General features: G+C 57.2%; 17 protein-coding genes, 1 other RNA gene and 1 pseudogene. 11 read left to right on the top strand and 8 right to left on the bottom strand.

Annotated elements, in window-relative coordinates; all coding sequences use genetic code 11:
• Positions 1 to 183 precede the first annotated feature (183 nt).
• The 7 genes from ABTV87_RS03865 to ssrA all read left to right on the top strand — a co-directional run bounded on the left by ABTV87_RS03865 (position 184) and on the right by ssrA (position 8,688).
• Positions 184 to 1,878, top strand: a complete 1,695-nt coding sequence (locus ABTV87_RS03865) for a lactate permease LctP family transporter (protein WP_207984991.1) — start codon at positions 184 to 186, stop codon at positions 1,876 to 1,878.
• Positions 1,879 to 2,028: 150 nt separating this feature from the next.
• Positions 2,029 to 2,853 carry a (Fe-S)-binding protein gene (locus ABTV87_RS03860; protein ID WP_433899028.1) on the top strand — a complete coding sequence of 275 codons (825 nt, stop codon included), beginning with the start codon at positions 2,029 to 2,031 and terminating at the stop codon, positions 2,851 to 2,853.
• A complete protein-coding gene (locus ABTV87_RS03855) occupies positions 2,850 to 4,304 on the top strand; it encodes a LutB/LldF family L-lactate oxidation iron-sulfur protein (protein ID WP_085711865.1) in 1,455 nt (484 codons plus the stop codon). The genes ABTV87_RS03860 and ABTV87_RS03855 overlap by 4 nt, the downstream gene beginning before the upstream one ends.
• On the top strand, positions 4,304 to 4,975 hold the full coding sequence (locus tag ABTV87_RS03850) for a LutC/YkgG family protein (RefSeq protein WP_102687340.1): 672 nt from the start codon (positions 4,304 to 4,306) through the stop codon (positions 4,973 to 4,975). The genes ABTV87_RS03855 and ABTV87_RS03850 overlap by 1 nt, the downstream gene beginning before the upstream one ends.
• Positions 4,972 to 7,794 carry an FAD-binding and (Fe-S)-binding domain-containing protein gene (locus tag ABTV87_RS03845; protein WP_433899027.1) on the top strand — a complete coding sequence of 941 codons (2,823 nt, stop codon included), beginning with the start codon at positions 4,972 to 4,974 and terminating at the stop codon, positions 7,792 to 7,794. Before ABTV87_RS03850 ends, ABTV87_RS03845 begins: the two co-directional genes overlap by 4 nt.
• Positions 7,795 to 7,924: 130 nt before the next feature.
• The gene (locus ABTV87_RS03840; RefSeq protein ID WP_007953788.1) at positions 7,925 to 8,203 is read left to right on the top strand and encodes a hypothetical protein; all 279 of its coding nucleotides are present in this window, start codon (positions 7,925 to 7,927) and stop codon (positions 8,201 to 8,203) included.
• Between the two features lie 95 nt (positions 8,204 to 8,298).
• Positions 8,299 to 8,688, top strand: a transfer-messenger RNA (tmRNA) gene (ssrA, locus tag ABTV87_RS03835).
• A 103-nt stretch (positions 8,689 to 8,791) separates the two neighbouring features.
• On the opposite strand, the gene ABTV87_RS03830 is transcribed toward ssrA, so the two are convergent.
• From ABTV87_RS03830 to ABTV87_RS03810, 5 genes are all read right to left on the bottom strand, one after another.
• Entirely contained in the window at positions 8,792 to 9,793 is a 1,002-nt protein-coding gene (locus ABTV87_RS03830) for a restriction endonuclease (protein WP_240869924.1), read from the bottom strand.
• Positions 9,794 to 10,510: 717 nt separating this feature from the next.
• Positions 10,511 to 13,612, bottom strand: a complete 3,102-nt coding sequence (locus ABTV87_RS03825) for a type I restriction endonuclease subunit R (RefSeq protein WP_240869922.1) — start codon at positions 13,610 to 13,612, stop codon at positions 10,511 to 10,513.
• The gene (locus tag ABTV87_RS03820) at positions 13,605 to 14,747 is read right to left on the bottom strand and encodes an AAA family ATPase (RefSeq protein ID WP_240869920.1); all 1,143 of its coding nucleotides are present in this window, start codon (positions 14,745 to 14,747) and stop codon (positions 13,605 to 13,607) included. Before ABTV87_RS03820 ends, ABTV87_RS03825 begins: the two co-directional genes overlap by 8 nt.
• 1 nt (position 14,748) lies before the next feature.
• Positions 14,749 to 15,948, bottom strand: a complete 1,200-nt coding sequence (locus ABTV87_RS03815; protein WP_433899026.1) for a restriction endonuclease subunit S — start codon at positions 15,946 to 15,948, stop codon at positions 14,749 to 14,751.
• A complete protein-coding gene (locus tag ABTV87_RS03810) occupies positions 15,945 to 17,504 on the bottom strand; it encodes a type I restriction-modification system subunit M (RefSeq protein ID WP_433899025.1) in 1,560 nt (519 codons plus the stop codon). The genes ABTV87_RS03815 and ABTV87_RS03810 overlap by 4 nt, the downstream gene beginning before the upstream one ends.
• Positions 17,505 to 18,521: 1,017 nt before the next feature.
• Here ABTV87_RS03810 and ABTV87_RS03805 point away from each other — a divergent pair.
• The gene (locus ABTV87_RS03805; RefSeq protein WP_240869913.1) at positions 18,522 to 18,890 is read left to right on the top strand and encodes a DUF6124 family protein; all 369 of its coding nucleotides are present in this window, start codon (positions 18,522 to 18,524) and stop codon (positions 18,888 to 18,890) included.
• 95 nt (positions 18,891 to 18,985) lie between these two features.
• Here ABTV87_RS03805 and ABTV87_RS03800 read toward each other — a convergent pair whose 3' ends face one another.
• Positions 18,986 to 19,564 carry a GNAT family N-acetyltransferase gene (locus ABTV87_RS03800; RefSeq protein WP_433899024.1) on the bottom strand — a complete coding sequence of 193 codons (579 nt, stop codon included), beginning with the start codon at positions 19,562 to 19,564 and terminating at the stop codon, positions 18,986 to 18,988.
• 143 nt (positions 19,565 to 19,707) lie between these two features.
• Here ABTV87_RS03800 and rimJ point away from each other — a divergent pair, with 143 nt between their 5' ends.
• Positions 19,708 to 20,295, top strand: a complete 588-nt coding sequence (gene rimJ / locus ABTV87_RS03795; RefSeq protein WP_433899023.1) for a ribosomal protein S5-alanine N-acetyltransferase — start codon at positions 19,708 to 19,710, stop codon at positions 20,293 to 20,295.
• Positions 20,296 to 20,363: 68 nt separating this feature from the next.
• Positions 20,364 to 21,797, top strand: coding sequence for an ArnT family glycosyltransferase (locus ABTV87_RS03790; RefSeq protein WP_433899022.1), 1,434 nt, complete (start codon positions 20,364 to 20,366; stop codon positions 21,795 to 21,797).
• 65 nt (positions 21,798 to 21,862) lie between these two features.
• Here the strand turns inward: ABTV87_RS03790 and ABTV87_RS03785 are convergent, their stop codons facing one another.
• Both ABTV87_RS03785 and ABTV87_RS03780 read right to left on the bottom strand, forming a co-directional pair.
• Positions 21,863 to 22,684, bottom strand: a complete 822-nt coding sequence (locus ABTV87_RS03785) for a phosphatase PAP2 family protein (protein WP_433899021.1) — start codon at positions 22,682 to 22,684, stop codon at positions 21,863 to 21,865.
• Positions 22,681 to 23,352 (bottom strand): histidine phosphatase family protein, encoded by a 672-nt coding sequence (locus ABTV87_RS03780; protein WP_433899020.1) that lies wholly within the window; start codon positions 23,350 to 23,352, stop codon positions 22,681 to 22,683. Before ABTV87_RS03780 ends, ABTV87_RS03785 begins: the two co-directional genes overlap by 4 nt.
• Before the next feature lie 243 nt (positions 23,353 to 23,595).
• Between ABTV87_RS03780 and ABTV87_RS03775 the strand changes: the two are divergent.
• Positions 23,596 to 24,609 (top strand): annotated as a pseudogene (locus ABTV87_RS03775) (methyl-accepting chemotaxis protein); the annotation flags it as partial.
• Positions 24,610 to 24,635 lie beyond the last annotated feature (26 nt).

The following is a 24,635-nucleotide window of genomic DNA, read 5'->3' as shown; positions in this document are numbered from 1 at the left end:
GACGCCAATTCAACCGGTGCAATCCGACTCGCCGTCCGGTTGTTCGACAAAAGTTTTAGGGCGGCAAATTGACACACCGATATCAAGGCTTTTACCCTAGCCAACAGCGATTGTAAATTGGTCTTACCAATTAACCAAGAACGCTGACAGTGCCTGACCAACAACAATTAGGGGCCACCCCATATGCAAACCTGGCAACAGCTCTACAGCCCGCTCGGCAGTCTCGGCGTGTCCGCACTCGCGGCCGTCATCCCCATCGTGTTCTTCTTCCTCGCCCTGGCGGTGTTCCGCCTCAAAGGTCATGTAGCCGGCAGCATCACGCTCGCCTTGGCGATCCTTGTGGCGATCTTTGCGTTCCAGATGCCGGTCGACATGGCGTTCGCCGCCGCCGGATATGGTTTCGCCTATGGTCTATGGCCGATTGCCTGGATCATTGTGGCGGCGGTGTTTCTGTACAAACTCACGGTCAAGAGCGGTCAGTTCGAGGTCATCCGCAGCTCGGTGCTGTCGATCACCGATGACCAGCGCCTGCAGGTGCTGCTGATCGGTTTCTGCTTCGGCGCATTCCTGGAAGGTGCCGCCGGTTTCGGTGCGCCCGTGGCGATTACCGCTGCGCTGCTGGTAGGCCTGGGCTTCAACCCGCTGTACGCCGCCGGCCTGTGCCTGATTGCCAACACCGCACCGGTGGCGTTCGGCGCGCTGGGTATTCCGATCATCGTGGCCGGGCAAGTCACCGGCATCGACGCGTTCAAGATCGGCGCCATGACCGGCCGCCAACTGCCGCTGCTGTCGCTGTTCGTGCCGTTCTGGCTGGTGTTCATGATGGACGGCCTGCGCGGTGTGCGTGAAACCTGGCCAGCCGCACTGGTTGCCGGCCTGAGCTTCGCCGTGACCCAGTACTTCACTTCGAACTTCATCGGCCCGGAACTGCCGGACATCACGTCGGCCCTGGCCAGCCTGATTTCGCTCACCCTGTTCCTGAAGGTCTGGCAGCCAAAACGTGCCGCCGGCCAGCACATTGCCGGCGCCGTTTCCGCTTCGGTGGTGACTGCCAGCGTCGGCGGTTTCGGCCAGAAGCGCACCACCGTCGCTTCGCCTTACAGCCTTGGGGAAATTTTCAAGGCGTGGTCGCCGTTCCTGATCCTCACCGTGCTGGTGACCATCTGGACCCTCAAGCCCTTCAAGGCCATGTTCGCCGCCGGCGGCTCGATGTACGCCTGGGTGTTCAACTTCGCGATTCCGCACCTCGATCAACTGGTGATCAAGACCGCACCGATCGTTGCCGCCCCGACGGCGATCCCGGCCGTGTTCAAACTCGATCCGATTTCCGCGACCGGCACGGCGATTTTCTTCTCCGCGCTGATCTCGATGCTGGTGCTGAAGATCAATTTCAAAACTGGTCTGACCACTTTGAAAGAGACCTTCTACGAACTGCGCTGGCCGATCCTGTCGATCGGCATGGTGCTGGCGTTTGCCTTCGTCACCAACTATTCCGGCATGTCCTCGACCATGGCTCTGGTGCTGGCCGGTACTGGCGCAGCGTTCCCGTTCTTCTCGCCGTTCCTCGGCTGGCTCGGCGTGTTCCTGACCGGTTCCGATACCTCGTCCAACGCCCTGTTCAGTTCGCTGCAAGCGACCACCGCGCACCAGATCGGGGTCAACGACACCCTGCTGGTGGCGGCCAATACCAGCGGCGGCGTGACCGGCAAGATGATTTCGCCACAATCGATCGCCGTGGCCTGTGCCGCGACCGGTCTGGTGGGCAAGGAATCCGATCTGTTCCGCTTCACCCTCAAGCACAGCCTATTCTTTGCCACGATCGTCGGACTGATCACTTTGGCTCAGGCCTACTGGTTCACCGGCATGCTGGTGCATTAAGACTACAAGCGACATGGAAATAACCGACGCCGGTTCGTGATTCCGGCGTCAGCAATTCACAACCCGGTCTGTAAGGCTGCTGAAAGCAACGCGCTCTATATTCGGCAGCCTCAACAGACGGATAACCGGGCCCACCCGGAGACACGCCTGATGAGCGAGCTTTTTTACAACGCTGTGCCCAACGCCACTCGCGTCGCACCGCCACTGCCCGAACCCCGGCAATACCCCAGCGAGAAACCCTCGCAGGTCTACCTGTTCGGCACGTGCGTGGTCGACCTGTTCTACCCGGAAGCCGGGATGGACGCGATCCACTTGCTGGAACGCGAAGGCATCCGGGTCGACTACCCGCAAGGGCAGAGCTGCTGCGGACAACCGGCCTACACCTCGGGTTACACCGAGCAGGCACGGACGGTGGCGCGCTCGCAACTGGCTCTGTTTGCCGGGGACGATCCGGTGGTGGTGCCGTCAGGTTCGTGCGCCGGGATGATCCGCGAGCATTACGCCGACTTGTTCAAGGACGAGCCGGAAACGTTGAAACAGGTTCAGGCCCTCGCGGCCCGCACCTATGAGCTGGCCGAGTTTCTGCTGTTCGTCTGCAAGGTGCAGCTCAAGGACAGCGGCGAGCCGGTCAAAGTGGCGCTGCACACCTCGTGTTCGGCGCGACGGGAAATGAACACCCACTTGCACGGCCGCGAGTTGTTGGCGCAGTTGAGCAACGTGGAACGGGTCAACCACGATCACGAAAGCGAATGCTGTGGCTTCGGTGGGACATTCAGCGTCCGTATGCCAGACATTTCCGGCGCGATGGTGGCTGACAAGACCCGGGCGTTGAAGGAATCCGGCGCGCATCAGGTACTCAGTGCCGACTGCGGCTGCTTGATGAACATCAACGGCTCGCTGGAAAAACAGAAGGAAGCGCTGCGCGGGCAACACCTGGCGAGCTTCCTCTGGCAACGAACCGGAGGTGCGCGATGAGCACTTCCACGATTATTCCTACGGTTGCCGTAGAAGAAGATTTCCGCACCCGGGCACACAATGCCCTGGGCGATTCGCAGTTGCGGAACAACTTCCGCACCGCGATGGATTCACTGATGACCAAGCGGGCAGCGGCTTTCAGCGATGCCCACGAAAGAGAACATCTGCGTGAACTGGGCAATGCGATTCGTGCCCGCGCGCTCTCCAAGTTGCCCGACCTGCTCGAGCAACTGGAACAGAACCTGACCCGCAACGGTGTGACAGTGCACTGGGCGGAAACGGTGGACGAGGCCAATGGCATCGTCCTTTCGATCATCCGCGCTCACGAGGCGCGGCAAGTGATCAAGGGCAAATCGATGGTCAGCGAAGAGATGGAGATGAACCATTTCCTCGAGGCTCGGGACATTGAATGTCTGGAGTCCGACATGGGGGAGTACATCGTCCAGCTCGACCACGAGAAGCCTTCACACATAATCATGCCGGCAATCCACAAGAATGCCGGTCAGGTCGCGTCCTTGTTCCACGACAAACTTGGCGTGGAATACACCAAGGACGTTGACCAACTCATTCAGATCGGTCGCAGGGTCCTGCGGCAGAAATTCTTCGAAGCGGACATCGGCGTCTCCGGTGTCAACTTCGCCGTGGCCGAAACCGGCACCCTGCTGCTGGTGGAAAACGAAGGCAACGGCCGCATGACCACCACCGTGCCGCCGGTGCACATCGCCGTCACCGGCATCGAAAAAGTCGTGGAAAACCTGCGCGACGTGGTGCCGCTGCTGTCGCTGCTGACCCGCTCGGCGCTGGGCATTCCGATCACCACCTACGTCAACATGATCTCCGGCCCGCGCAAGGAACACGAACTCGACGGCCCGCAGGAAGTGCATCTGGTACTGCTCGACAACGGTCGCAGCCAAGCGTTTGCCGACAGCGAACTGCGCCAAACCTTGAACTGCATCCGCTGCGGCGCCTGCATGAACCATTGCCCGGTTTACACCCGCGTCGGCGGCCATACCTACGGCGAGGTTTACCCCGGCCCGATCGGCAAAATCATCACCCCGCACATGGTCGGCCTGGCGAAAGTCCCGGATCACCCGAGCGCTTCTTCGCTGTGCGGAGCCTGCGGTGAAGTGTGTCCGGTAAAAATTCCTATTCCCGCACTGCTGCGCCGCCTACGCGAAGAGAACGTCAAAGCCCCCGACAGTCCTCATCAAGTGATGCGCGGTCAGGGCAGCAAGTATTCGCGCAAGGAACGCTTCATCTGGAACGCCTGGGCGAAGCTCAACAGCTCGCCGACTTTGTATCGACTGTTTGCGTTTTTCGCCACACGCCTGCGCGCGCTGGCGCCGAACAATGTCGGCCCTTGGACGCAGAATCACAGCGCGCCGAAACCCGCCGCCCGCTCACTGCATGACATGGCTCGCGAACACCTGGCCAAACAAGGAGACCGTTGATGAGCGCCAAGCAAAACATCCTCGGCAAGTTAAGGAAAAGCCTGACCGGCACCACCCCGATTGCCGACAACTTCGACGTCGATCTGGTGACCCAGCCTTACACCTACAGCGCCGAACAACGGATCCCGCAACTGCGCAAACTGATGGAAGCGGTGCACACCGAAATCCACCTGACTTCCGCTGATGCGTGGCCTGCGCTGCTGGCGCAATTACTGCGCGACCGTCAGTTGCCAAGCCTGCTGATCGCACCGACTACGCCCCACGGGCAACGGATCACACAACACTGGGCGAACAATCCTGATCTGCCGGCGCTGAAGTCCTACGACCGGCCGATGGAGGAATGGAAAGCCGAGCTGTTCAACGACACCCCGGCCAGCCTGACCGGCACCCTCGGCGCCATCGCCGCCACCGGCAGCCTGATTCTCTGGCCGACCCGCGAAGAACCACGGCTGATGAGCCTGGTACCGCCAGTGCATTTCGCCCTGCTCAAGGCCAGCCAGATCCGCGACAACTTCTACCAGGTGCAGCAGGAATTCGAGTGGGCGCAAGGCATGCCGACCAATGCATTACTGGTGTCCGGCCCGTCGAAAACCGCCGACATCGAACAAGTGCTGGCCTACGGCGCCCACGGCCCGAAAGACCTGGTGGTGTTGATCCTGGAGGACCAATGACCTTACCGGCGACTTTCCTGCGCGATGCGCAGCAACTGATTCCTGCCGAACGCCGTTTCGACGATCCGCTGTCGACCCTGGCCTTCGGCACCGACGCCAGCTTCTACCGGTTGATTCCGCAACTGGTGATCCGCGTTGAGTCCGAAGATGAAGTGGTGGCACTGCTGAAACTGGCCCAGCGCGATCAGGTCCCGGTGACCTTCCGCGCCGCCGGCACCAGCCTGTCCGGCCAGGCGATCAGTGATTCGGTGCTGATCGTGCTTGGGGATAACTGGAACGCCCGGGAGATCCGAGGGCAAGGCACACAAATCCGCCTGCAACCGGGCGTGATCGGCGCTCAGGCCAACGCGTGGCTCGCACCGTTCGGGCGTAAGATCGGCCCGGATCCGGCTTCGATCAACGCCTGCAAGATCGGCGGCATTGTCGCCAACAACGCCAGCGGCATGTGCTGCGGCACCGCGCAAAACACTTATCACACGCTGGCCGGGATTCGTCTGGTGCTGGCCGACGGCACACGTCTGGATACCGAAGATGCTGCCAGCGTCGAGGCGTTTCGAGTCAGCCACGGTGAATTGCTGGAACGTCTGGCGACCTTGGGCCGCGAGACCCGCGCCAATGCCGAACTGGCCGCGCGAATCCGCCACAAATACCGTCTGAAAAATACCACCGGCCTGTCGCTCAACGCTCTGGTGGATTTCGATGAGCCTGTGGATATCTTGAGCCACTTGCTGGTCGGTTCCGAAGGCACTCTCGGCTTCATCAGCGCGGTGACTTACGACACAGTGATCGACCACTCGAACAAGGCCTCGGCGCTGATCGTTTTCCCAGACGTGGAAACCTGCTGCAACGCCGTCACCGTACTGAAAAGCCAACCGGTGTCCGCCGTGGAACTGCTCGACCGCCGCAGCCTGCGCTCAGTGCAGGACAAACCCGGCATGCCGGCTTTCGTACAGCAGCTGTCGAACAATGCCTGCGCGCTGTTGATCGAATCCCGCGCCGCTTCTTCCACTTTGCTGCAGGAACAACTGGCGCAGATCATGGCGTCGCTCAGCGCCTTTCCGGTGGAAAAGCAGGTCGACTTCACCGAAGACCCGGTCGAAAACGCCCGCCTCTGGGCGATCCGCAAGGACACCTTCCCTGCCGTCGGCGCCGTGCGCAAGACAGGCACCACGGTGATCATCGAAGACGTGACCTTCCCGGTAGAACAACTGGCGATCGGCGTGAACCGCCTGATCGAGTTGTTCGACAAACATCACTACGACGAAGCGATCCTTTTCGGACACGCGCTGGAAGGTAATCTGCACTTCGTCTTCACCCAAGGCTTCAACAGCGCGGAAGAAGTCGCACGCTATCAGGCGTTCATGGACGACGTGGCGCAACTGGTGGCCGTGGAGTTCGGCGGTTCGCTGAAGGCGGAACACGGCACCGGGCGCAACATGGCGCCCTTCGTCGAACTGGAATGGGGCAGCGACGCCTATCAATTGATGTGGCAGCTCAAACGCCTGCTCGACCCTAACGGCATTCTCAATCCGGACGTGGTGCTCAGCGAAGATCCGCAGATCCACCTCAAGCACCTGAAACCGCTGCCGGCGGCCGACGAGATTGTGGATAAATGCATCGAGTGCGGTTTCTGCGAGCCGGTCTGCCCCTCGAAAGGCCTGACCCTGAGCCCGCGCCAGCGCATCGTGATCTGGCGCGACATCCAGGCAAGAAAACGCGCCGGAATCGACACCACCGAACTGGAAAAAGCCTACGAGTACCAGGGCATCGATACCTGCGCCGCGACCGGTTTGTGTGCGCAACGCTGCCCTGTAGGCATTAACACCGGCGAGCTGGTGAAAAAGCTTCGCGGCCGTCACGCCACGCATACGAAAACCGCCAACTTGATCGAAGGAAATTTCGCCACCACCCTGCAAGGTGCGCGTTTCACCCTGCATGTGGCCAATGGTGCGCGGATGTTGCTGGGCGCACCGCGTCTGGCGAAGCTTTCGGCCACCCTGACGCGGCTGTCCAAAGGTCAGGTGCCGCTGTGGACCCACGCGATGCCGCAGCCGGAAAAAGCCATTCGCTTCAGCCCGGCCGTGTCGGATGAACGTCCGCGCGTTGTGTATCTGGCGGCCTGCGTCTCGCGAGTGATGGGGCCGGCGGCGGGCGACAAGGAGCAGATGTCGCTGTACGACAAAACCCGTGGCCTGCTGGAAAAGGCCGGTTATCAGGTGGTGTTCCCGGACAATCTGGACAACCTCTGCTGCGGCCAGCCTTTCGCGTCAAAGGGCTATGCCGAACAGGCCGAGCACAAGCGTCAGGAGCTGATCGGCGCATTGCTCCAGGCCAGTCGCGGCGGGCTCGATCCGATCTATTGCGACACCAGCCCCTGCACGTTGCGGCTGGTGCAGGATGTGGGAAATGTTCGCCTGGATCTGTATGACCCTGTCCGATTCATCCGTACGCATCTGATGGATCGTCTGGAGTTCATGCCGCAGGAAGCACCGATTGCAGTTCATGTCACGTGCAGCACTCAGCACCTGGGGGAAAGCCAGGCGCTGATCGACCTGGCCCGCAAATGCAGCAAGACGGTGGTGATTCCGGAAGGCATTCACTGCTGCGGTTTCGCCGGCGACAAGGGTTTCACCACGCCGGAGCTCAACAGCCACTCACTGAGAACGCTCAAGGATGCGGTGCAACAGTGCAGCGAGGGGATTTCCACCAGTCGCACCTGCGAGATCGGTCTGACGCAACATGGCGGCATCGACTACCACGGTCTGGTGTATCTGGTGGACCGGGTAACCCGATCCAAAGCCCCCGCAACTGCCCTCTGAAGAAATATAGAACCCTTGCGAGCGACCGCAGTCCACAGAACAAGCCCCGAACAATCGGGGCTTGTCCTCCATTCGGTTGCCCGTCCTGACGGCCAGCGAAGTCTGGATCCCTCAGTTCAAGGAGATTCATATGAAACGTTCTGTACTGTTAGGTCTGTTCGTTACTGCCTCGATGATGGCGTCTGCTTCGTTCGCCGCCGACAAGCCCGCCGATCTGTGCGATGCCAATCTGCAAACCATCAACAACGCCAAGGCGCAGGCAATGGCCTCACCCGACCTGAATCAACGGGTAGAAGCCAGTGTGCAAAAAGCCCAGGCACTCAAGGCCCAGGGCAAGATCGACGAATGCGTGGCTGAAACCCAGCAAACCATTCTGGAAATCCGCAAAACCAGCGGAACCAACAACTGATCGAAGCTCAGGCCAACCTTCGGGTTGGCCTTATGAGCCGTTTGGCGTACACTGCGCAGGCTTGTTGCTCACAAGATCCACAGAGCACCAGGCTCGGGGCCGTTTAGGATTCGACGCCGGTTGCGAAACTCTAGGTGCATGCCGACTTGGTAACAGAAGTCGTAAATCCACTGTTGCAACTACTTATAGTTGCCAATGACGACCAATACGGTGCTGCTCTCGCTGCTTAATTGCAGCTGACATGCACTCCTGGTACCTTCGGGTCCAGCAATCATCAGGGGATGTCTGTAAACCCAAAATGATTGTCATATAGAACAGAATCGCCGTGCAGTACGTTGTGGACGAAGCGGCTAAAACTTACACAACTCGCCCAAAGCACCCTGCCCGTCGGGTCGCTGAGGGTTAACTTAATAGACACGGCTACGCATGTAGTACCGACAGCGGAGTACTGGCGGACGGGGGTTCAAATCCCCCCGGCTCCACCAAATAGACAAAAAAGACGTCCATGGACGTCTTTTTTGTGTCTGCGATTCGGTGCTGATTTGGGAACTTCAAATCAGCACCTGCTTTTTCGGCCAACGAGGCTTTTTACGCAGGCATGTAAAAATAGCTCAACGGCACCAATCGCTTGGTCTCCGGATCAGTAGCCGGGTAATGGGCCATCAGAGTGCGAGCCAGTTCATCCAGCGTCCACATTGTCAGATGGACATGGGCCCTCTCTCCCTCATAAAGCGCCTCCTTGGTGAACCCGCCAGTGCTGACATACAGCCCGCGATCATCCTTGTGCCGACCGCCCAAGAAGCTACGAATCTCACTACTCCCCATCCGGGCATTTCGATGTTTAACCTCCACAACAATGCGTGGCGGTTCAAATCCAAAACCATCAGGGGAAGCGATGATGTCTTTCCCCCTGTCAGCACCGGCCGGGGATACGAGTGTCTTGTAACCCATAGCTCGCAAAATCCCGGCTACCAGCTCCTGCATTTCAGCCCAATCCAGACTGTTGATTTGGTCCTTGATCCTCTCAAAGGCAATCTCTTGAACATCTTTCAACGGGTCTTCCAGAGCCTCTGGGTCTTCAATAAGATCTTTCGGCGTAGCGGAGACGTTTTTACCAGTAGCGAGGGCCAGCAATTCCTTCTGAGCATCCTCTGCAACATTAAATACGGTTAGTGTTGATCCCAGACTGTTTCTGCTCGCGCCAGTTAGCTTGTCGCGATCAACTTCCTCTGGGAACCACTCAACAGACCGAGTTAAAGACATCCCATCATCCGCCAGATCTGGGCGAAGCTGGCATTCGCCAGTGAAGCGACCGACCAGATACGTTCGGTTCGCGGGAGAATACGTAACGACCGTATCGCCAATGCTGATTTCGTTAACGAAACGAAATACCTGTGAAGCACCAGATACGGCACTCCCGTCCTTAATCCCTGGCTGGAGGTCTTTATAGGCCTGAATCAACGCCTTCCGAGAAACACCTGGCTTGGCCTCAGGGGCTAGTTGAGCCCAACCAATCGCCGCCATATTGCGATCTCTGAAATCGTCATAGAGACGGCCGCCGTCACCTCGAATCATCCACATCGCTGGCATGCTGACACTCGTTATTTCCATGAATTCGAAGTGAGACTGTAGCAATGGTGGGCGTTTGTGTGAACGAAAAGCACGACTATAGCGGCCAGATAATGCCATAGCTCTGCCGGTCGTTTTAGTATCGTGGCCATGCTCCGGAATGAGGGCGTCGAGGTGGGACACTTCCAGATCAGAGGATTAATGAAGAAGCAGCGGTTGATCAGCAGAAGTTGGTTCTCATGTGTGTAAGAAAGCCCCGGCTGAATGCCCGGAACTCCCGACCTCCTCTATCAGCAGTACGCCGTGGCAACACCGAACACGACTTAGTGCGCTGACATCACCTATATCTGGGCAAAGGGCCACTGGAAACGGATGCAGGGCTGGGCGATATCGATCTGGTCATCCAAACACTCGACAGGGCTTTTGAAATGCGTCGCAGGCCAAGAGACGTCCTGTTTCATAGCAATCAGGGAAGCCAATACGGCAGGCGTAATTTACGCCAGCAACTGTGGCGCTATCGGATGACCCAAAGCATGAGCAGACCGAAAAAACTGCTACTCCCTACCGATAGAGCAGCTGTTTCGTAGCCTGAAGAAGGTTTTGACTGAGCAGGACATGGGTGTCGATACCTCATAACTGGCCACGGCCTTATCCGCACAACGGTTTCGTGCCACTGGCGGCTGCGGAAATTGTTGACAACCAATTTAGGGATGGGTGCCAACCCTAACAGGACGCCCATTAAATTTGCCCTCCAACCCCCTTGAATTTATCGACAAAAATAGCAACTTTGCGAAAGACCCTTTGTTTTTTTGCCAAGTAAGCCGGATTAAGTGGACTCATCTTAGGCAAAACGGAACTGAGCTCAGTTCCATTATCGCTAGCAAACTCCCGCTTCAGTGAAGTGGCGATGTAGCGCTTAGCCGCCACTTCATTCAACTCCTCATCGCTGACCAGCTCTTGGGCCTCGCGCCGCTGCTCTGATTGGGCGAAAGTGAAAAAAGCATCGATCACGCTAGCCTTGTCATCAATTCGATCCAAATCGGTCTGGTTGATGAAATCCACCACCAGGCTTTCTTTGGCTCGGTTGCCCAGGCTAGCTCGAATTACCCGGCGCATCTCCTCGACCAGCACCGCCTTGTCCTTGACCTTCTTATTCTTCTCGAAGATGAGCTCAAGGATGTAATCCAGATTGATTTCCTGAGACTTGAGCAGGTCCACTTCGAAAACCACATCGTCCCAATCGATAGTGGACTCGCTTGCTTCGTTGCCCGCTTTCTCGCGCCTCAGCCAATCGCGGATGTCATTGTAGGTGGAGCGATAGTCCTGCACCTTACGCTCGGCAGGTAGGCGGATGGTCTGCAGCTCGGCTACCTTCTCGTCATCCAGGTGGTGTTCGAGCTTAAATGCTTCCACGGCCTGAGGGTCGCTAATATCGACCGTTTGCAGCGCCTTCAGCGCCGCAAACTCGTCGTAGTTCTGCAGCACACTTTCCACACGTAGGTACTCACCAAACAACTTGGCGAAGTCTTTCTTCTCCGATTCCTTGATGATGTTGGCCGGGTCGGGAAAACGTTGCTCCAGCTCCGCAACCACATCCATGAAGCCACGCCGCGCCTCGCCGGTCAGCGTGTCGGTGAAGCCCTCCATGTACTCCTTGTAACTTTTTTCCAGCACTACGTTGCGCGTGTTCTTGTCGCCGAACAACGTGATGGCATCGACCGTAGCCTGCTCCAGATCGCGGAAGGTGATTATATTGCCGAAAGTCTTGGTGGCGTCGAAGATACGATTGGTGCGTGAATAGGCCTGGATCAGGCCGTGATAGCGCAGGTTTTTGTCGACGAACAGCGTGTTGAGCGTTGGCGCATCGAAGCCGGTCAGGAACATGCCGACCACAATTAGCAGGTCGATTTCCTGTTCCTTCACGCGCTTGGCCAGGTCGCGGTAGTAGTTCTGGAAACCCTTGCTGTCCACGCCAAAACTACTTTTAAAAAGCGCGTTGTAGTCAGCAATCGCCGCGCTCAGGAACTCTTTAGCGGTGCTGTCCATCGCCGACACTTCGAAGCTCTCATCGACGATGTCACCAATGGCGTCCTGTTCTTCATTGGGGGCGAAGGAGAAGATGGTTGCGATGCGCAGCGGCTTGTCGCTGCCTTCCTGCAGCTTTTGCAGTGTCTCGTAGTACGCCTTGGCGGCATCGACGCTGCTCACCGCGAACATGGCATTGAAGCCCCTGTTTGCTCCCTGTACACGATGGGTCTTCTGGCGAAAATGAGTGAGCAGATACTGCGAGATTTCTCGGATGCGCGTGGGGTGGAGCAAAGCCTGGCGGTTCTCTGCGGCGCTGAGCTTCTTCTCGTCCTGCTCGGTTTCCAGAGCCTTGAACTGTGGACGGACATCGTTGTAGTCAACCTTGAACTTGAGCACCTTCTCGTCACGGATGGCATCTGTGATTACATAGGAATGCAGCTCGCGGCCAAACACGCTGGCGGTTGTATCGGCGCCCAGTGCATTTTTTGGGAAGATCGGCGTGCCTGTGAAGCCGAACTGATAGAAGCGCTTGAACTTCCTCTTCAAATTCTTCTGCGCCTCGCCAAACTGGCTGCGGTGGCACTCGTCGAAGATGAACACCACCTGCTGGTGGAACACCGGCAGGTCGCCTTCGCTCTTCATCAGGTTGTTAAGCTTCTGGATGGTTGTGACGATGATCTTGTTGTCGTCCTTATCCAGGTTGCGCTTGAGGCCCGCCGTGCTCTCTGAGCCATTGACACTGTCGGGTGAAAAACGCTGGTACTCTTTCATGGTCTGGTAATCCAGATCCTTGCGATCCACAACGAAGAACACTTTGTCGATGAACTCCAGCTCGGTGGCCAAACGCGCAGCCTTGAAGCTGGTCAGCGTCTTGCCTGAGCCGGTAGTGTGCCAAATAAAACCGCCGCCCTCAGCGCTGTTCCAGCGCTTGGCCTGCCAGGCACTGCGGATCTTCCATAGGATGCGCTCGGTAGCGGCAATCTGGTACGGGCGCATCACTAGCAGGGTGTTGCTGACGTCGAACACCGAATAGGTGAGTAGTACATCGAGCAGGGTGCGCTTCTGGAAGAAGGTCGCGGTAAAATCCTTCAGATCTTTAATCGGGCTGTTGTCCGCCTGCGCCCAGTTCATGGTGAAGTCAAAACTATGCTTGTTGCGCTGGGTGGTGTTGGCGAAGTAGCGCGTATCGGTGCCATTGGAGATCACGAACAGCTGCAGATACCGGAACAGCGAATGCGCGGTGTTGAAGCTCTCCTTGCTGTAGCGGTGCACCTGATTGAAGGCTTCGCGGATCGCCACGCCACGCTTCTTCAGCTCCACCTGCACCAACGGCAGGCCATTGACCAGAATCGTCACGTCATAGCGGTTGGCGTGGCTGCCCGCCTGCTCGAACTGCTTGATAACCTGCATCTTATTGCGGGCCAGGTTCTTCTTGTCCAGCAGGTAAATATTCTGGATGCGCCCGTCATCGAACACGAAGTCATGTACATGGTCATCGTGAACCTTGCGGGTCTTGTCGAGGATGTTGTCACTGGGTTTGTCCAACCAGCTTTCCACGAAGCGCTCCCATTCGGCCTCGGAAAATTCGACTCTGTTCAGCGCCTGCAACTGCGTGCGCACATTGGCCATCAGCGCCGGCATCGTCTTCAGCCCGGTGGAATGCTCATAGCCCTGATTGACCAGATCCTGGATGAACTCGCGCTCCAGATCGCCTTCACTCTGGTAGCTCTCGGCAACTTTCCATTCCTTGGCGTATTTATCCAGGACGATGAAGTTGTTAGATTCAGCGATGACCTTGCTGTACTCAAGCATTTTGTTGTTCCTGTTGCCAGTATCGATGGCTGCTATTCAAGTGGTCGAGTAACAGTTTGACCATCGCTTTCTCTGCGGGCGTTGGCTCGGCGATCGCTTCATTCGATAGCGTGCTGTGGCTGGTGAAATTGAGAACTCTGCTCAAATAAAGCTGCTTGTCATCAGGCAAAAGGTCGGACCACTTTGGGTGGCCAAGAAAGCTGGCTGTTTTCTCGTAGAGGTTACGCAGCAAGGTGAAATGAAACCGTTCAACCTTGTTTTCAGCAATCGCCTGCTCAATGGTTTGCTTCAGGTGCAGGTGATAGGAAAAGCTCTTGTTGGAGTCGCCGCGTTTCTCAGTAAGCACAAAGCTGCCGTCTTCAAACCGCTCCAGCATGTAACAGGTCTTGCCATTCAGTTCATTAAAGAGCACATTATAGAACAGTGGGTTGTGCGTCGAAACGATGAACTTCAGATTGGACTGACTTGATTTGATCAGACTGGCCAGATTGACTGCCAGCTCAATCAAATGGTTTTCATCGAGGGAGCTGACGGGGTCGTCAATGAAGACATACTCCAGCTGATCAAAGGCGCCAGTCTCGCGCTCGCCCGGCTCGGCAAGATTTAAAATCGTTACCGCCTGATCCAGCAAGGTGTAGAAAACACTCCAAATAAAATTGCTCTCTTCGCCTTTGGAAAGCTTTATATGAGGGGAATGCTCCTCGTTACCGCGCTCTAGGGAGAAGGTGACTTCATCAAAATCAGCGCTGAAATGCGGCGTTAGCTTGTCGTTCGCATAACGCTGAAAATAATGAATGATATTTCCATCTTGCCCCAGATCCTTGAGTAGCGTCAGCAGCCAACTGGTATAAGAATTGGGCTGAATCCTCAATTTGTACTCGGCATCACCCACCAGATCGTTATCCCAATAGAACAGGTCTTCGGTGAAGGCGTTGTAATAGAGAATCTTGTTGCGTGATAGTTCAGGCTCGCCTACTTCCTCATCGCCCACTACGCCATCGGTCTTAGGCGCAATAAGTTGCTTGAACTCACGCGACAGGCGCGTCTTGCCCGTACCGTTGAAGGCGTAGATCAGTTGCACCTTCCCGTTGGCGTCTTTCAGTTGCTGGGCAATCTCGGTCAGCGTGTTATTCATATTAAGCTGTAATCTCTTCCGGTTTTGGGAAGCCCAGCAGCAGGTCGCGATAGTACTCGTATTGCTTCTGTCGGAGCGCGGCCTCGCGGGGCAGAACTTCGCTGATAGAGTTGGTGAGAGTATCTAACTTGTCCAGAACTGTGGCAATGCGCTCTTGTTCACTCATTGGCGGAAGTTGGACTTTCAAGCTCTTTAGGAGGCCGCCCGTCACCAGCGGCTGCCCAGCACCTACCGCGTATTGGTTCAAGTTCATGTGCGCTAACTGATGAAAAGCAAAGCGTACGTTCCACGCCTCATTGGGTCGAACTATTAGCGTGTTATCAGACACGTCAAAACTACCGACGACTGCGTTAACTCGCCCAGCATTTGCGCCGACGCGAGCAACAAGAAGCACATTGCCCGAGTAGGCTGCTTCATTTGTAAAGCCGATCAGGCCTGTAGATCCATAGACTGGAACAGCGCCCTCGGTAGTTCGAACCTTATTTCGTCCCGAAGCAATGCTTGTTGTGATCATCTCAAGCGTCTTCCACTCCAACTCTTGCTCTTCAAAACTCAACAACCGGTTACAGTAGTAGTTGTATTGCTTTTCGCGAATGCTAAGCTCGGCGGTTAGCTCGGCGGTAAGCTCGGAGGTAAGCTCAGTGAAGGTGTCGAGCATACGCACGATTTCGGACTGGATTTCTAACGATTTTTTGGGATTGTCTGGGCAGGGAATGGGAATCCGAATCTTTGCCATATCAGTGGCAGATACGTCGATTACTTTTGTTCCCTTTGCGTACTTTCTTTTCTCACCAAAAAACTCGCTCGTCTGGGTGAAATAGGCAAAGTATTTACCGAGCAAGCAACTGCCAGGCCTCAAGATGGTTGCGTGGCCTCCTGTTACAGCCTGTTGCTCTCCAAGATAAACAAGAGCCTTCCCCACATCCTTAAGGTTCTCGCTTGTATTGGTAATTACCACATCCCCCTGATTGACTTTTCTTAATTGCCTAGCCAAATCAGGTGATACAAACGATTTTGTTTTAGACGTGGACAAACCGTAATGAGTGTAGATCTGGCCATAGTGGATAGCTGGCACACCTTTTTCGGTGAAATCCTTTTTTTGCAAGCCGCTACCGCGAACTAACTCGCCGAGCTCGCTCAGCGCCTTCCACTCCACTGCCACCCCATCCAACAGGCTGTCCATGAAACTAATGTTACTCATGCCTCAGCCTCCTCACCTTCGATCTCTGCGACGATTGCATCAATCTCAGACCGAAGCTGAGCAATCCGGGCGACTGTCTTTTTCAGCTCTAAATTGAGCTGGGCAATGCTCACCACTTCACGAGTGTCCCTAGCTTCCACATAACTACTAACCGACAGGTTGTAATCGTTGGCGGCCACCTTTTCCAACGGCACCGACTGCGCGAAGTGATCGACATTCTCTTTGCTATCGAACACCTGCATGATGCGCTCGATATGCGCGTCTTCCAGCAAGTTATTATTGGTGCCCTTCTTGAAAAGCGCGCTGGCGTCGATGAACTGGGTTGTGGTGTCGGTCTTGTTTCTCGCCAGCACCAGAATGTTCACGGCGATGGTGGTGCCGAAGAACAGGTTGGGCGCTAGCGAGATCACCGTTTCCACATAGTTGTTGTCCAACAGGTATTGGCGGATCTTCTGTTCAGCGCCGCGCCGGTAGAAAATGCCGGGGAAGCAGACGATGGCCGCGCGCCCCCTGCCAGACAGGTAACTCAAAGCATGCAGCACAAAGGCGAAGTCGGCTTTGGACTTGGGCGCCAGCACGCCCGCTGGGGCAAAACGGTCGTCATTGATCAACGTCGGGTCGTCGTCGCCGATCCACTTCACCGAATACGGCGGATTGGAGACGATGGCGTCGAAGGGTTTGTCGTCCCCGAAGTGCGGAGCGCGCAGCGTGTCGCCGAGCTGGATGTTGAACTTGTCATAGTTGATGTTGTGCAGAAACATGTTCATCCGCGCCAGGTTGTAGGTGGTATGGTTCACCTCTTGGCCGAAGAACCCATCCTCAATGACATGGGCGTCGAAATGCTTTTTCGCCTGCAGCAGCAGCGAGCCGGAGCCGCACGCCGGGTCGTAGATTTTGTTGACGCTGGTCTGCTTGTGCATCGCCAACTGGGCGATCAGCTTGGACACATGCTGCGGGGTAAAGAATTCGCCGCCGGATTTGCCGGCATTGGCCGCATAGTTGGAGATGAGGAACTCGTAGGCGTCGCCGAACAGGTCGATGTGACTGGCATCGAAGCTGCCGAACTCCAGCTTGCTCACGCCCTTGAGCACGTCCGCCAAGCGCTTGTTCTTGTCGGCGACGGTATTGCCTAGGCGGTTGCTGGTGGTATCGAAATCGGCGAACAGGCCCTTGATGTCCTGCTCGGAGGCGTAGCCGTTGGCCGAGCTCTCAATAGCGGCAAAGATGCGCGCCAGATCGGTATTCAAGCTGTCGTTGCTGCTGGCCTTGGCGACCACGTTGCTGAACAGCTGGCTGGGGGCAATAAAATAGCCTTTGGTCCTGATGGCGTCATCTTTGGCGGAGGCGATCAGCGGGTCATCATCCTCCATCACCGCGTAATCAACCGCGCTGTCGCCGCCGGTAATGTAGTCAACGAAGTTCTCGCTGATGAAACGGTAGAACAGGGTGCCAAGCACGTACTGCTTGAAGTCCCAGCCATCGACGGCGCCACGCACGTCATTGGCGATGGCCCAGATCTGACGTTGTAGGGCGTTACGTTGTTGGGTACTGGTCATACTGCTTATCCTGTTTCATACGGTTTTCATGATCTTTCCAAAGCATTCGGACCTGACCTGAATCGTGTTATGTGCGTGTCGAGCCGACGTTGGCACAAGGACGCTCATTCTATGTGCTCCCTTCAATTAGATATACTGCCGTAGGCCTTCTTTACCCCCTACAATCAATAGCATACCCACAAAAACACGCTGACTTTCGCGGCTTGATGACACAGTGAAACCGCCTGCCGTGTGGATGAATGCCGAAACCGCTTCTCTTGCTTTTTCCACTGCCAGTGTGAGGATCTGCCCTATGAGGTTGGGTGGGGGTTGCTCGATATTTCGTACTCAGCCCCAGTTTTTTGCACGTCGCAAACCTGGGCGAGTTAATCCAAATGAAACTTTCTCAAGATCATTGTTGGTGTCGATCTTCGTTTTAACGATAAATCCCAAGACGTCACCGACACCGCACATCTGAAGGCTCCTGCGAAAAGCTGCTCCCCTTCTGCGTTGAAGCTGACTGAAAGCTTACTTGGCCAAGGTGCCTGCTGATCGAGCTAGGGGCAGATCGCAGAGGTGGACATACGTATCGCAACATTGAATGTGCATGCGTGTGGGGACATCGTACGCGCAGGGGCAAACCAACAGCACGATCTTTTGCTTGATAGATTCGATCCCGATTCCTTTTTGGGGAAGAAGTTAAAAAATCGCAGTCCATCGAAAGCCAGACCACCCAGCATTTCACCTAGTACCCAAGAATATTTACCAATAAATGATTAACTAGTAAAAATATAGATACCGAATTTTTTCAAATTACCCCGTCCCACCAACTCTCAAACGACAAGACCCTCCCAGTGCGGGCATTGTCGCATCTGCAGTTCCGCCCACCCACCGTCCTAGGAAATTTCCCGCAACCCGCGTCGACTTTCATGAACTGGTTCAAGATGCTTCCAAACGCTAGTCTTCGCGCTCCGCTGCAACCCGGCAGATGGTTTACCAAAGGAATTCGCCGGGAGCCTGAAACCATGGAGCCTCGTCATGAAAAAAGACACCCGAAGCCTGCCTGATCAAACACCGTCTCACGAAACCGAATCGAAAGAACCGGCTGTGCTTGCCCAGCCTCAGGAATACGTGAGAAAGCCGCGTCGCACCCTGCCGTTCAACGAGATTTTCTCCGTGCGCACCGACGTGGACACGGCCACTCTGCTGACCCATGCCTGTGAAACCCTGGCGGCGCTCAACATGATGACGGCGAACATCGCCGATGATTTCACAGGCTCTCAGCGCAGCCGCTTGCTGGCGATCCGGCAGCTGTCGATCATGACCGAAATGCTGGTCAATCGCGCCGTGGAGAACCTTGATCCAGTGAATCTGGTGCCCCGTACGACGGCGCCTGTCGTGCACTGAAAATCGACTGCCCGTCGATGACGCAAGTCGTTCATCGACATGAACTTTTCTTCACCCCGGCGGCGGTGATGGCCGTGTACATTGGCCTCGCTCATTCAAGAAACTACGGTTCGCCCGCGCTCCTGCGGGCTTTTTTTCGCCTGCGTTTTGCCCGGCAGGCGGTAGACGCAGGTGTCTTGCTCACCGTGCCGTTCCGATTGCCGGGCCCCTGGGTGGATCCTGATCAACACAAACCCGACAGCCTCGGCCAGACGCCGGCTTCGCGCATTGGCAGAGGACGCCGTCAGGTAAAAGGTGAATTCAGGAAGGTTGTTGAGCAGATGCGTGAGGGCGGCGCGCATGTAGCCCTTGCCCGATTGCTCGGTGTTGGCCCAATAGCCCACGACGTAGCGGTTGCGCGAGCGGGGCTTGAGTCCGATGCAACCGATCAGCGCTTGCCCGTCCTCGGTCACGATCAGCCATCGTCGCTCGCCGGTTTCACTGTTGAACTCTTTTCGGGCCTTTAGCAGGAATTCGAGCGCCTGCTCCGCGTTGGTGTATTCACGCGGCCAGGGTAGAAATTCCGAATGATCCGGGTAGCTGGCGTTCAGCGCCTGCTGAAACAACGAGTAAAACGCCGGATCCGCCGGTATCAGTCGCAGCGACTGCTCCCCCGCCTTGAATGCCCATTCCATCATGTCCTCCTTGAACGACGAACCTCATAACCGGATGTGAAGTGAATCAGGGAAATTTATAGTGTTCTACGGGCGGCGATCCAGTTGTGTTTTCCGTCCGGCCGGACAATTCTGTCAATCATTCCCTGCCTCCGGAGCACCCGATGCCGCTGCTGACCCTCCCCTGTCAACGCCTGACGCTCGCGGTACTCGACCCGGATCAAGCGCCTCTGGAAAGCGATTTCTATCAACGCAACCTGCGCCATCTCGCACCGTGGTCACCGATTCGCACCACCGACTATTTCTCCACCGAACAGATCCGCCGACGCCTTGAAATACAGGCCAGCGCCTTCGAAGCCGGGCTCGCGGTGCATATGGCGTTGCTGACCCCCGACGGCGAGCAAATGATCGGCGCCTGCAATTTCAGCGGGATCATCCGCGGTGCGTTTCAGGCGTGTTATCTGGGTTATCACATCGACGAGGCGAATCAGGGCAAGGGCTTGATGCAGGAAGCGCTGGAGGCGGCTATCGCCTATATGTTCGAGACCCAGAACCTGCACCGGATCATGGCCAACTACATTCCCGGCAATGAACGCAGCGAACGATTGTTGGAGCGCCTCGGGTTTGAACGTGAAGGCTATGCCAAGGCGTACCTGAACATTGCCGGGCGCTGGCAGGATCATGTGCTGACGGCGCGGGTCAATCCGCGTTTCGAAACGCCGGAGCAACGCTGGTCACGACCGCTGTCCTGACGTTCACAAATTATTAAGGATTGGCCGCGTAAGCTCGGGTTTCCGCTCACTTCCGGTTGCCTGAACCCATGTCGCGTGCCGCCTCTTCCCTGCTTCTGCTTGCCGCCCTGCTGTTCTTTTTCGCCCTTGGCAACCATCAACTGCAAGGCTCCACCGAGGCCCGGGTTGCGGGCATTGCGATGGAAATGCACCTGGACAACGACTGGGTGACACCGCGCCTGTTCGGCGAACCCTTCCTGGAAAAACCGCCCCTGAGCCTGTGGCTGGACGCCGGCGCCATGCGCGTTTTTGGCGTCTCACCTTGGGCGGTGCGATTGGCGTCGGCGGTGGCCGGGTTGCTCAGCGTGATGCTGCTGTACGCAATGTTGCGCCGCTTCGAACGCCCGAAGACCATCGCCTGGACGGCAGGGATTCTGCTGGCGACCATGGCCAGTTACTGGAGCAACGTGCGTGGCGTCGGCGAGGATGCGTTGCTCGCCCTCGGCGTGACCACGGCGCTGTTAGCGTTCTTCCAGGCGCAGCGAGCACCGACTCCAGCCAATTCGTTGCTGTTCGTCGCCGGGATAGCCATCGCCACGCTGAGCAAAGGCGTGCTCGGTCTGGCGATGCCGGGGGTGGTGATTTTCGCTTATCTGCTGGCCGACAATCTGATGGACAGGCGCTTCAAACTGAGCGAGTGGTTGCGGCCCGGTTTGTTGACAGCGCTCGGCCTGATCCCGCTGATGATCTGGCTCGCGGTGCTTTATCAGCACGGCGGCGCCCAGGCAGTCAGAGAAGTCTTGCTGACCAACAGCGTCGGGCGTTTCAGCGGATCGTTCGTCGAAGCCGGCCACTACGAGCCGTTCTACTACTACCTCGCCAAGCTGCCGCAGGCGTTCTTGCCTTGGAACATTCTGGTCTATCTGGGCCTGTGGCATTTTCGCAAGGAACTGAAGGCCAACCGTTACCTGCTGTTTTTCAGCCTGTGGATCATTGCGCAGTTCCTCCTGCTGACCCTGGCTTCTAGCAAACGCACGGTTTACCTGATGTCGATGACACCCGCAGCGGCAGTGATCGCAGCGGAATACGCAAACGTGCTGTTCGACAAGTTGAAGGATCACAAGAGTGGTTTTGTCGGACGAATCGCCCGTCATCGTCAGACAGTGGTGGCGGGGATACTGACGGTGGTGATCGCCAGCTACCTTGGCGCCGCGCAATGGGCACTGCCGAACGCCGATAAACACCTGTCGTTCCTGCCGCTGACCGAGCACATCCAATCCTTGCAGGCGAGCGGCAATCAGGTCGCACTGTTTCAAGCCAACGAGCGGGTCGGCGGCGCCAGCGTGTTCTATACCCGGAGCGTCCTCAAGGGCCTGGACACCGATGCGCAATTGAAGGACTTCCTCAGCGCCTCGCCATCGAACATCGCCGTGATCTCGGGAGACAGCGAACCCGCCGCCCCGCTGAAAGTCCACAAGACCATGATGGTCGGGCGCCAGGCGTATTACTTCGTGGGCTATTGAAGCCACGACAGCGCAAACAAAAACCCGCCGGTGATGGCGGGTTTTTCATTTCAGCGGCGAGAGACTCAGAGAGAAACCTCAGGCTGTGCAGCTAACACCTTCCGTTCACGCTTGCTCAACACCGGCAATTCCAGACGAGCCCGCCCGTAGAACGCCAGCGCCGTCAGCAAACACGCCAGCCACACGAAGATCCCGGCCCAGAACGTGTGGGACATGTAATGCCAGCCCTGTAGGACTCGCGTAGTGCCGTAGACAAAACCGAGCAGCAGCGAGCCCCACAGCAATGCGCTGGAGAAGCGCCATTGATAACGACGCGCCACGAAATACAGCGCCAGCATGGTGAAGCCCCCGGAAGCATGGCCGCCCGGCCAGCAACGCCCTTCACCCGCTTCGTGGAACAGCTGGAAATTGTTGTACCACTCGATGTGCGGCATCTTTCCGCCGTACAGCGTGGTCTCGATCGGGCAGTAGACGCTGGTGTGTGCCTTGAGGAAATGGATCACCCCGGTGCAGACCGCGAAAGCCACCACCACAAACAGAAAATCTCTACGGTGCTCGGCGGCAAAGCGCAGCACCGGGGCGACTTTGCAGCGCTCGAGAAAACCGCCCAGACGCGGATGCTTTTGCGGTTTCACCAGCGGCCAGACAAACGACAGCATGGCGCCGATCAAGGCAATTTCCGCCGTCCAGTTCGGAATGATCCGCGCCCACTTGTGGGTCAGTTTTTCGAAGAAGTGAATCTTGTCGAGCGGGAACGATTGGCTCAGCGGATCGAACAGCAGATTGCTGAACGCGATGTCGATACGGGTCATGTCGAACATCAGGAACACCAGCGCAGTACACAGCAGCGGGATGCCGAAGTTGTAAGCATAAAAGCGGGATTTCATCGGGTGGTCACCGTGCGCCAGTCGGAGGCTTCAATGAAGCCGAGCATCTGTGGGGCCGCCGGGCTGGCGGCGGAAACAAACAGCGATGCGCCGTAGCCGAGGGTCGAGGCCGGCACCTTGAGGTCTTTTTCCAGCTGCGCCATGCATTCGCTGTGGGTCACCAGAATCAGGTTGCGTCCCGGGACTTTGTGCGCGAGCGCGTCCTGCAGCATCCGGCCCTTGCAACTGATCAACCAGTCTTCACCGGTCGCTGCCTTGTTGAACATGTAGCCGGCGGTCTGCACGGTGCGCATCATCGGGCTGTTGTAAACATCGGCCTTGTCCAGGCCCAACTGCTCGAACTGCGCGCCGACGCTCACCGCGACACTGCGCGAGCGATCGGTGATGCCATCGTGACCGCTCAGGCACGCCGCTTTCGAGTGGTCGCAGCGCTCGACGTGGCGTACCAGCACGATGATTTCGCCTTTGTTCCAGCCCTCCTTCAGCGCCTGCGCCCCGGCCACATTGCCGTGGGCAAGGTCAGGCACCGCCGCCGGGGCGAGCAGCCAGAGGGTCAGCGGAATCACCAGCGCCGACGCTGCCAAGACCACCCAGGTGTTTCGAAAACGGGCCAGACCGCTCAGATCAATCGAGCGCTTGACGCCGAACAGACTCAGTCGCAATTCCACAAAAAGCCGCCATCACTTGTCATTCGATGCGGCGAGGTTAAAGAGCACGGCGTGGGCAGGCAGTGAAACCCATGTGAAAAAAGTCTTGGGGGCGCTTGTTACAAATTGCGTAGGACAAAATCCTTTCAGCTATCGGATTTGCGGCCGATACAGTCCTGCTTACACCCTTGCTGGCTCAAAAAAACAACAATCTTCCAGCCTGACCGACGATCAAGACGCACAACGTTTTCTGGAGGATTTGTGATGAATAGCTGGTTCGGCAACATCAGCGTTAACCTGAAACTGGGGCTCGGATTCGGCCTCGTCCTGGCCCTGACCTGCATCCTGGCGCTCACCGGCTGGACCAGCCTGGGCGGCCTGATTGATCGCAGCAACTGGATGAGCGACATCACCCAGCTCAACGCTGGCCTGACCAAACTGCGCGTGGTGCGCCTGCAATACATGCTGACCAACGGCGACGAAACCGCCGCGCAGAACGTGCAGACCACCCTCGACGGTTTCGCCGCACAACAGCAAGCGCTGATCGGCAAATTCAAGAGCCCGGAAAACGTCAAACTGCTCAAGGAGCAGGCGGCGACCATCACCGAGTACCAGACGTCCCTGAACAAGATGCGTAACGCCTACCGCACCGGCAACACGGCGCGCGACACCATGGCCGCCAATGCCGAGACCGCGTACAACCTGATCGAATCGATCAGCGCCCGCGTCCAGCAGATGGACATGAGCGAGCAGCGTTTCGAGCAGTTCCAGGCCATCACCGCCGCCAAGGAAGCCTTCATCCTGGCGCGTTACGAAGTACGCGGCTACACCGCTACTACCAATGCCGAGACCGAGCAGAAAGCCGTCGGCCAACTGGACGTGGCCATCGCCAGCCTCAAGCAGCTGAACGTGCATTTCGCCAGTTCGCAGCAGGACGCCCTGCGTCAGCTGGAAACCGCGCTGACCAACTACCGCAGCGCCTTGCAGGCCTTCAAGAACGCCAACACCGATGCGGTGCAGGCGCGCAAGGAAATGACCGATCAGGGCGCGACCATCGTGACCCTGAGCGAGCAGCTGTATCAGATCCAGCTCGACCGTCGTGACATCGAAAGCGCCCAGGCCCGCACCCTGCAACTGATCAGCACCCTGCTGGCCTTGCTGGTGGGTGTCATCGCCGCGTTCATCATCACCCGTCAGATCACCCGTCCGCTGCAGGAAACCATGGCCGTGGTCGACCGCATCGCCAGCGGCGACCTGAGCCACAACGTGATCGTCACCCGCCGCGACGAACTCGGCGTGCTGCA

It is taken from the genome of Pseudomonas sp. PSE1(2024) (assembly GCF_050990555.1).
GTDB lineage: Bacteria > Pseudomonadota > Gammaproteobacteria > Pseudomonadales > Pseudomonadaceae > Aquipseudomonas > Aquipseudomonas aphyarum.
Note: the sequence above shows the minus strand (reverse complement) of the source record. Positions and strands in the feature narration are given on the sequence as shown.

What these genes read in the sequence shown, in the direction of transcription:
- ABTV87_RS03815 (WP_433899026.1), bottom strand. Translation starts at nt 15,948, where the DNA reads ATGAGTAACATTAGTTTCATGGACAGCCTGTTGGATGGGGTGGCAGTG.
- ABTV87_RS03805 (WP_240869913.1), top strand. Translation starts at nt 18,522, where the DNA reads ATGAAAAAAGACACCCGAAGCCTGCCTGATCAAACACCGTCTCACGAA.
- ABTV87_RS03830 (WP_240869924.1), bottom strand. Translation starts at nt 9,793, where the DNA reads ATGCCAGCGATGTGGATGATTCGAGGTGACGGCGGCCGTCTCTATGAC.
- ABTV87_RS03855 (WP_085711865.1), top strand. Translation starts at nt 2,850, where the DNA reads ATGAGCACTTCCACGATTATTCCTACGGTTGCCGTAGAAGAAGATTTC.
- ABTV87_RS03800 (WP_433899024.1), bottom strand. Translation starts at nt 19,564, where the DNA reads ATGGAATGGGCATTCAAGGCGGGGGAGCAGTCGCTGCGACTGATACCG.
- ABTV87_RS03865 (WP_207984991.1), top strand. Translation starts at nt 184, where the DNA reads ATGCAAACCTGGCAACAGCTCTACAGCCCGCTCGGCAGTCTCGGCGTG.
- ABTV87_RS03810 (WP_433899025.1), bottom strand. Translation starts at nt 17,504, where the DNA reads ATGACCAGTACCCAACAACGTAACGCCCTACAACGTCAGATCTGGGCC.
- ABTV87_RS03825 (WP_240869922.1), bottom strand. Translation starts at nt 13,612, where the DNA reads ATGCTTGAGTACAGCAAGGTCATCGCTGAATCTAACAACTTCATCGTC.
- ABTV87_RS03820 (WP_240869920.1), bottom strand. Translation starts at nt 14,747, where the DNA reads ATGAATAACACGCTGACCGAGATTGCCCAGCAACTGAAAGACGCCAAC.
- ABTV87_RS03785 (WP_433899021.1), bottom strand. Translation starts at nt 22,684, where the DNA reads ATGAAATCCCGCTTTTATGCTTACAACTTCGGCATCCCGCTGCTGTGT.
- ABTV87_RS03790 (WP_433899022.1), top strand. Translation starts at nt 20,364, where the DNA reads ATGTCGCGTGCCGCCTCTTCCCTGCTTCTGCTTGCCGCCCTGCTGTTC.
- ABTV87_RS03860 (WP_433899028.1), top strand. Translation starts at nt 2,029, where the DNA reads ATGAGCGAGCTTTTTTACAACGCTGTGCCCAACGCCACTCGCGTCGCA.
- ABTV87_RS03840 (WP_007953788.1), top strand. Translation starts at nt 7,925, where the DNA reads ATGAAACGTTCTGTACTGTTAGGTCTGTTCGTTACTGCCTCGATGATG.
- ABTV87_RS03845 (WP_433899027.1), top strand. Translation starts at nt 4,972, where the DNA reads ATGACCTTACCGGCGACTTTCCTGCGCGATGCGCAGCAACTGATTCCT.
- rimJ (WP_433899023.1), top strand. Translation starts at nt 19,708, where the DNA reads ATGCCGCTGCTGACCCTCCCCTGTCAACGCCTGACGCTCGCGGTACTC.
- ABTV87_RS03850 (WP_102687340.1), top strand. Translation starts at nt 4,304, where the DNA reads ATGAGCGCCAAGCAAAACATCCTCGGCAAGTTAAGGAAAAGCCTGACC.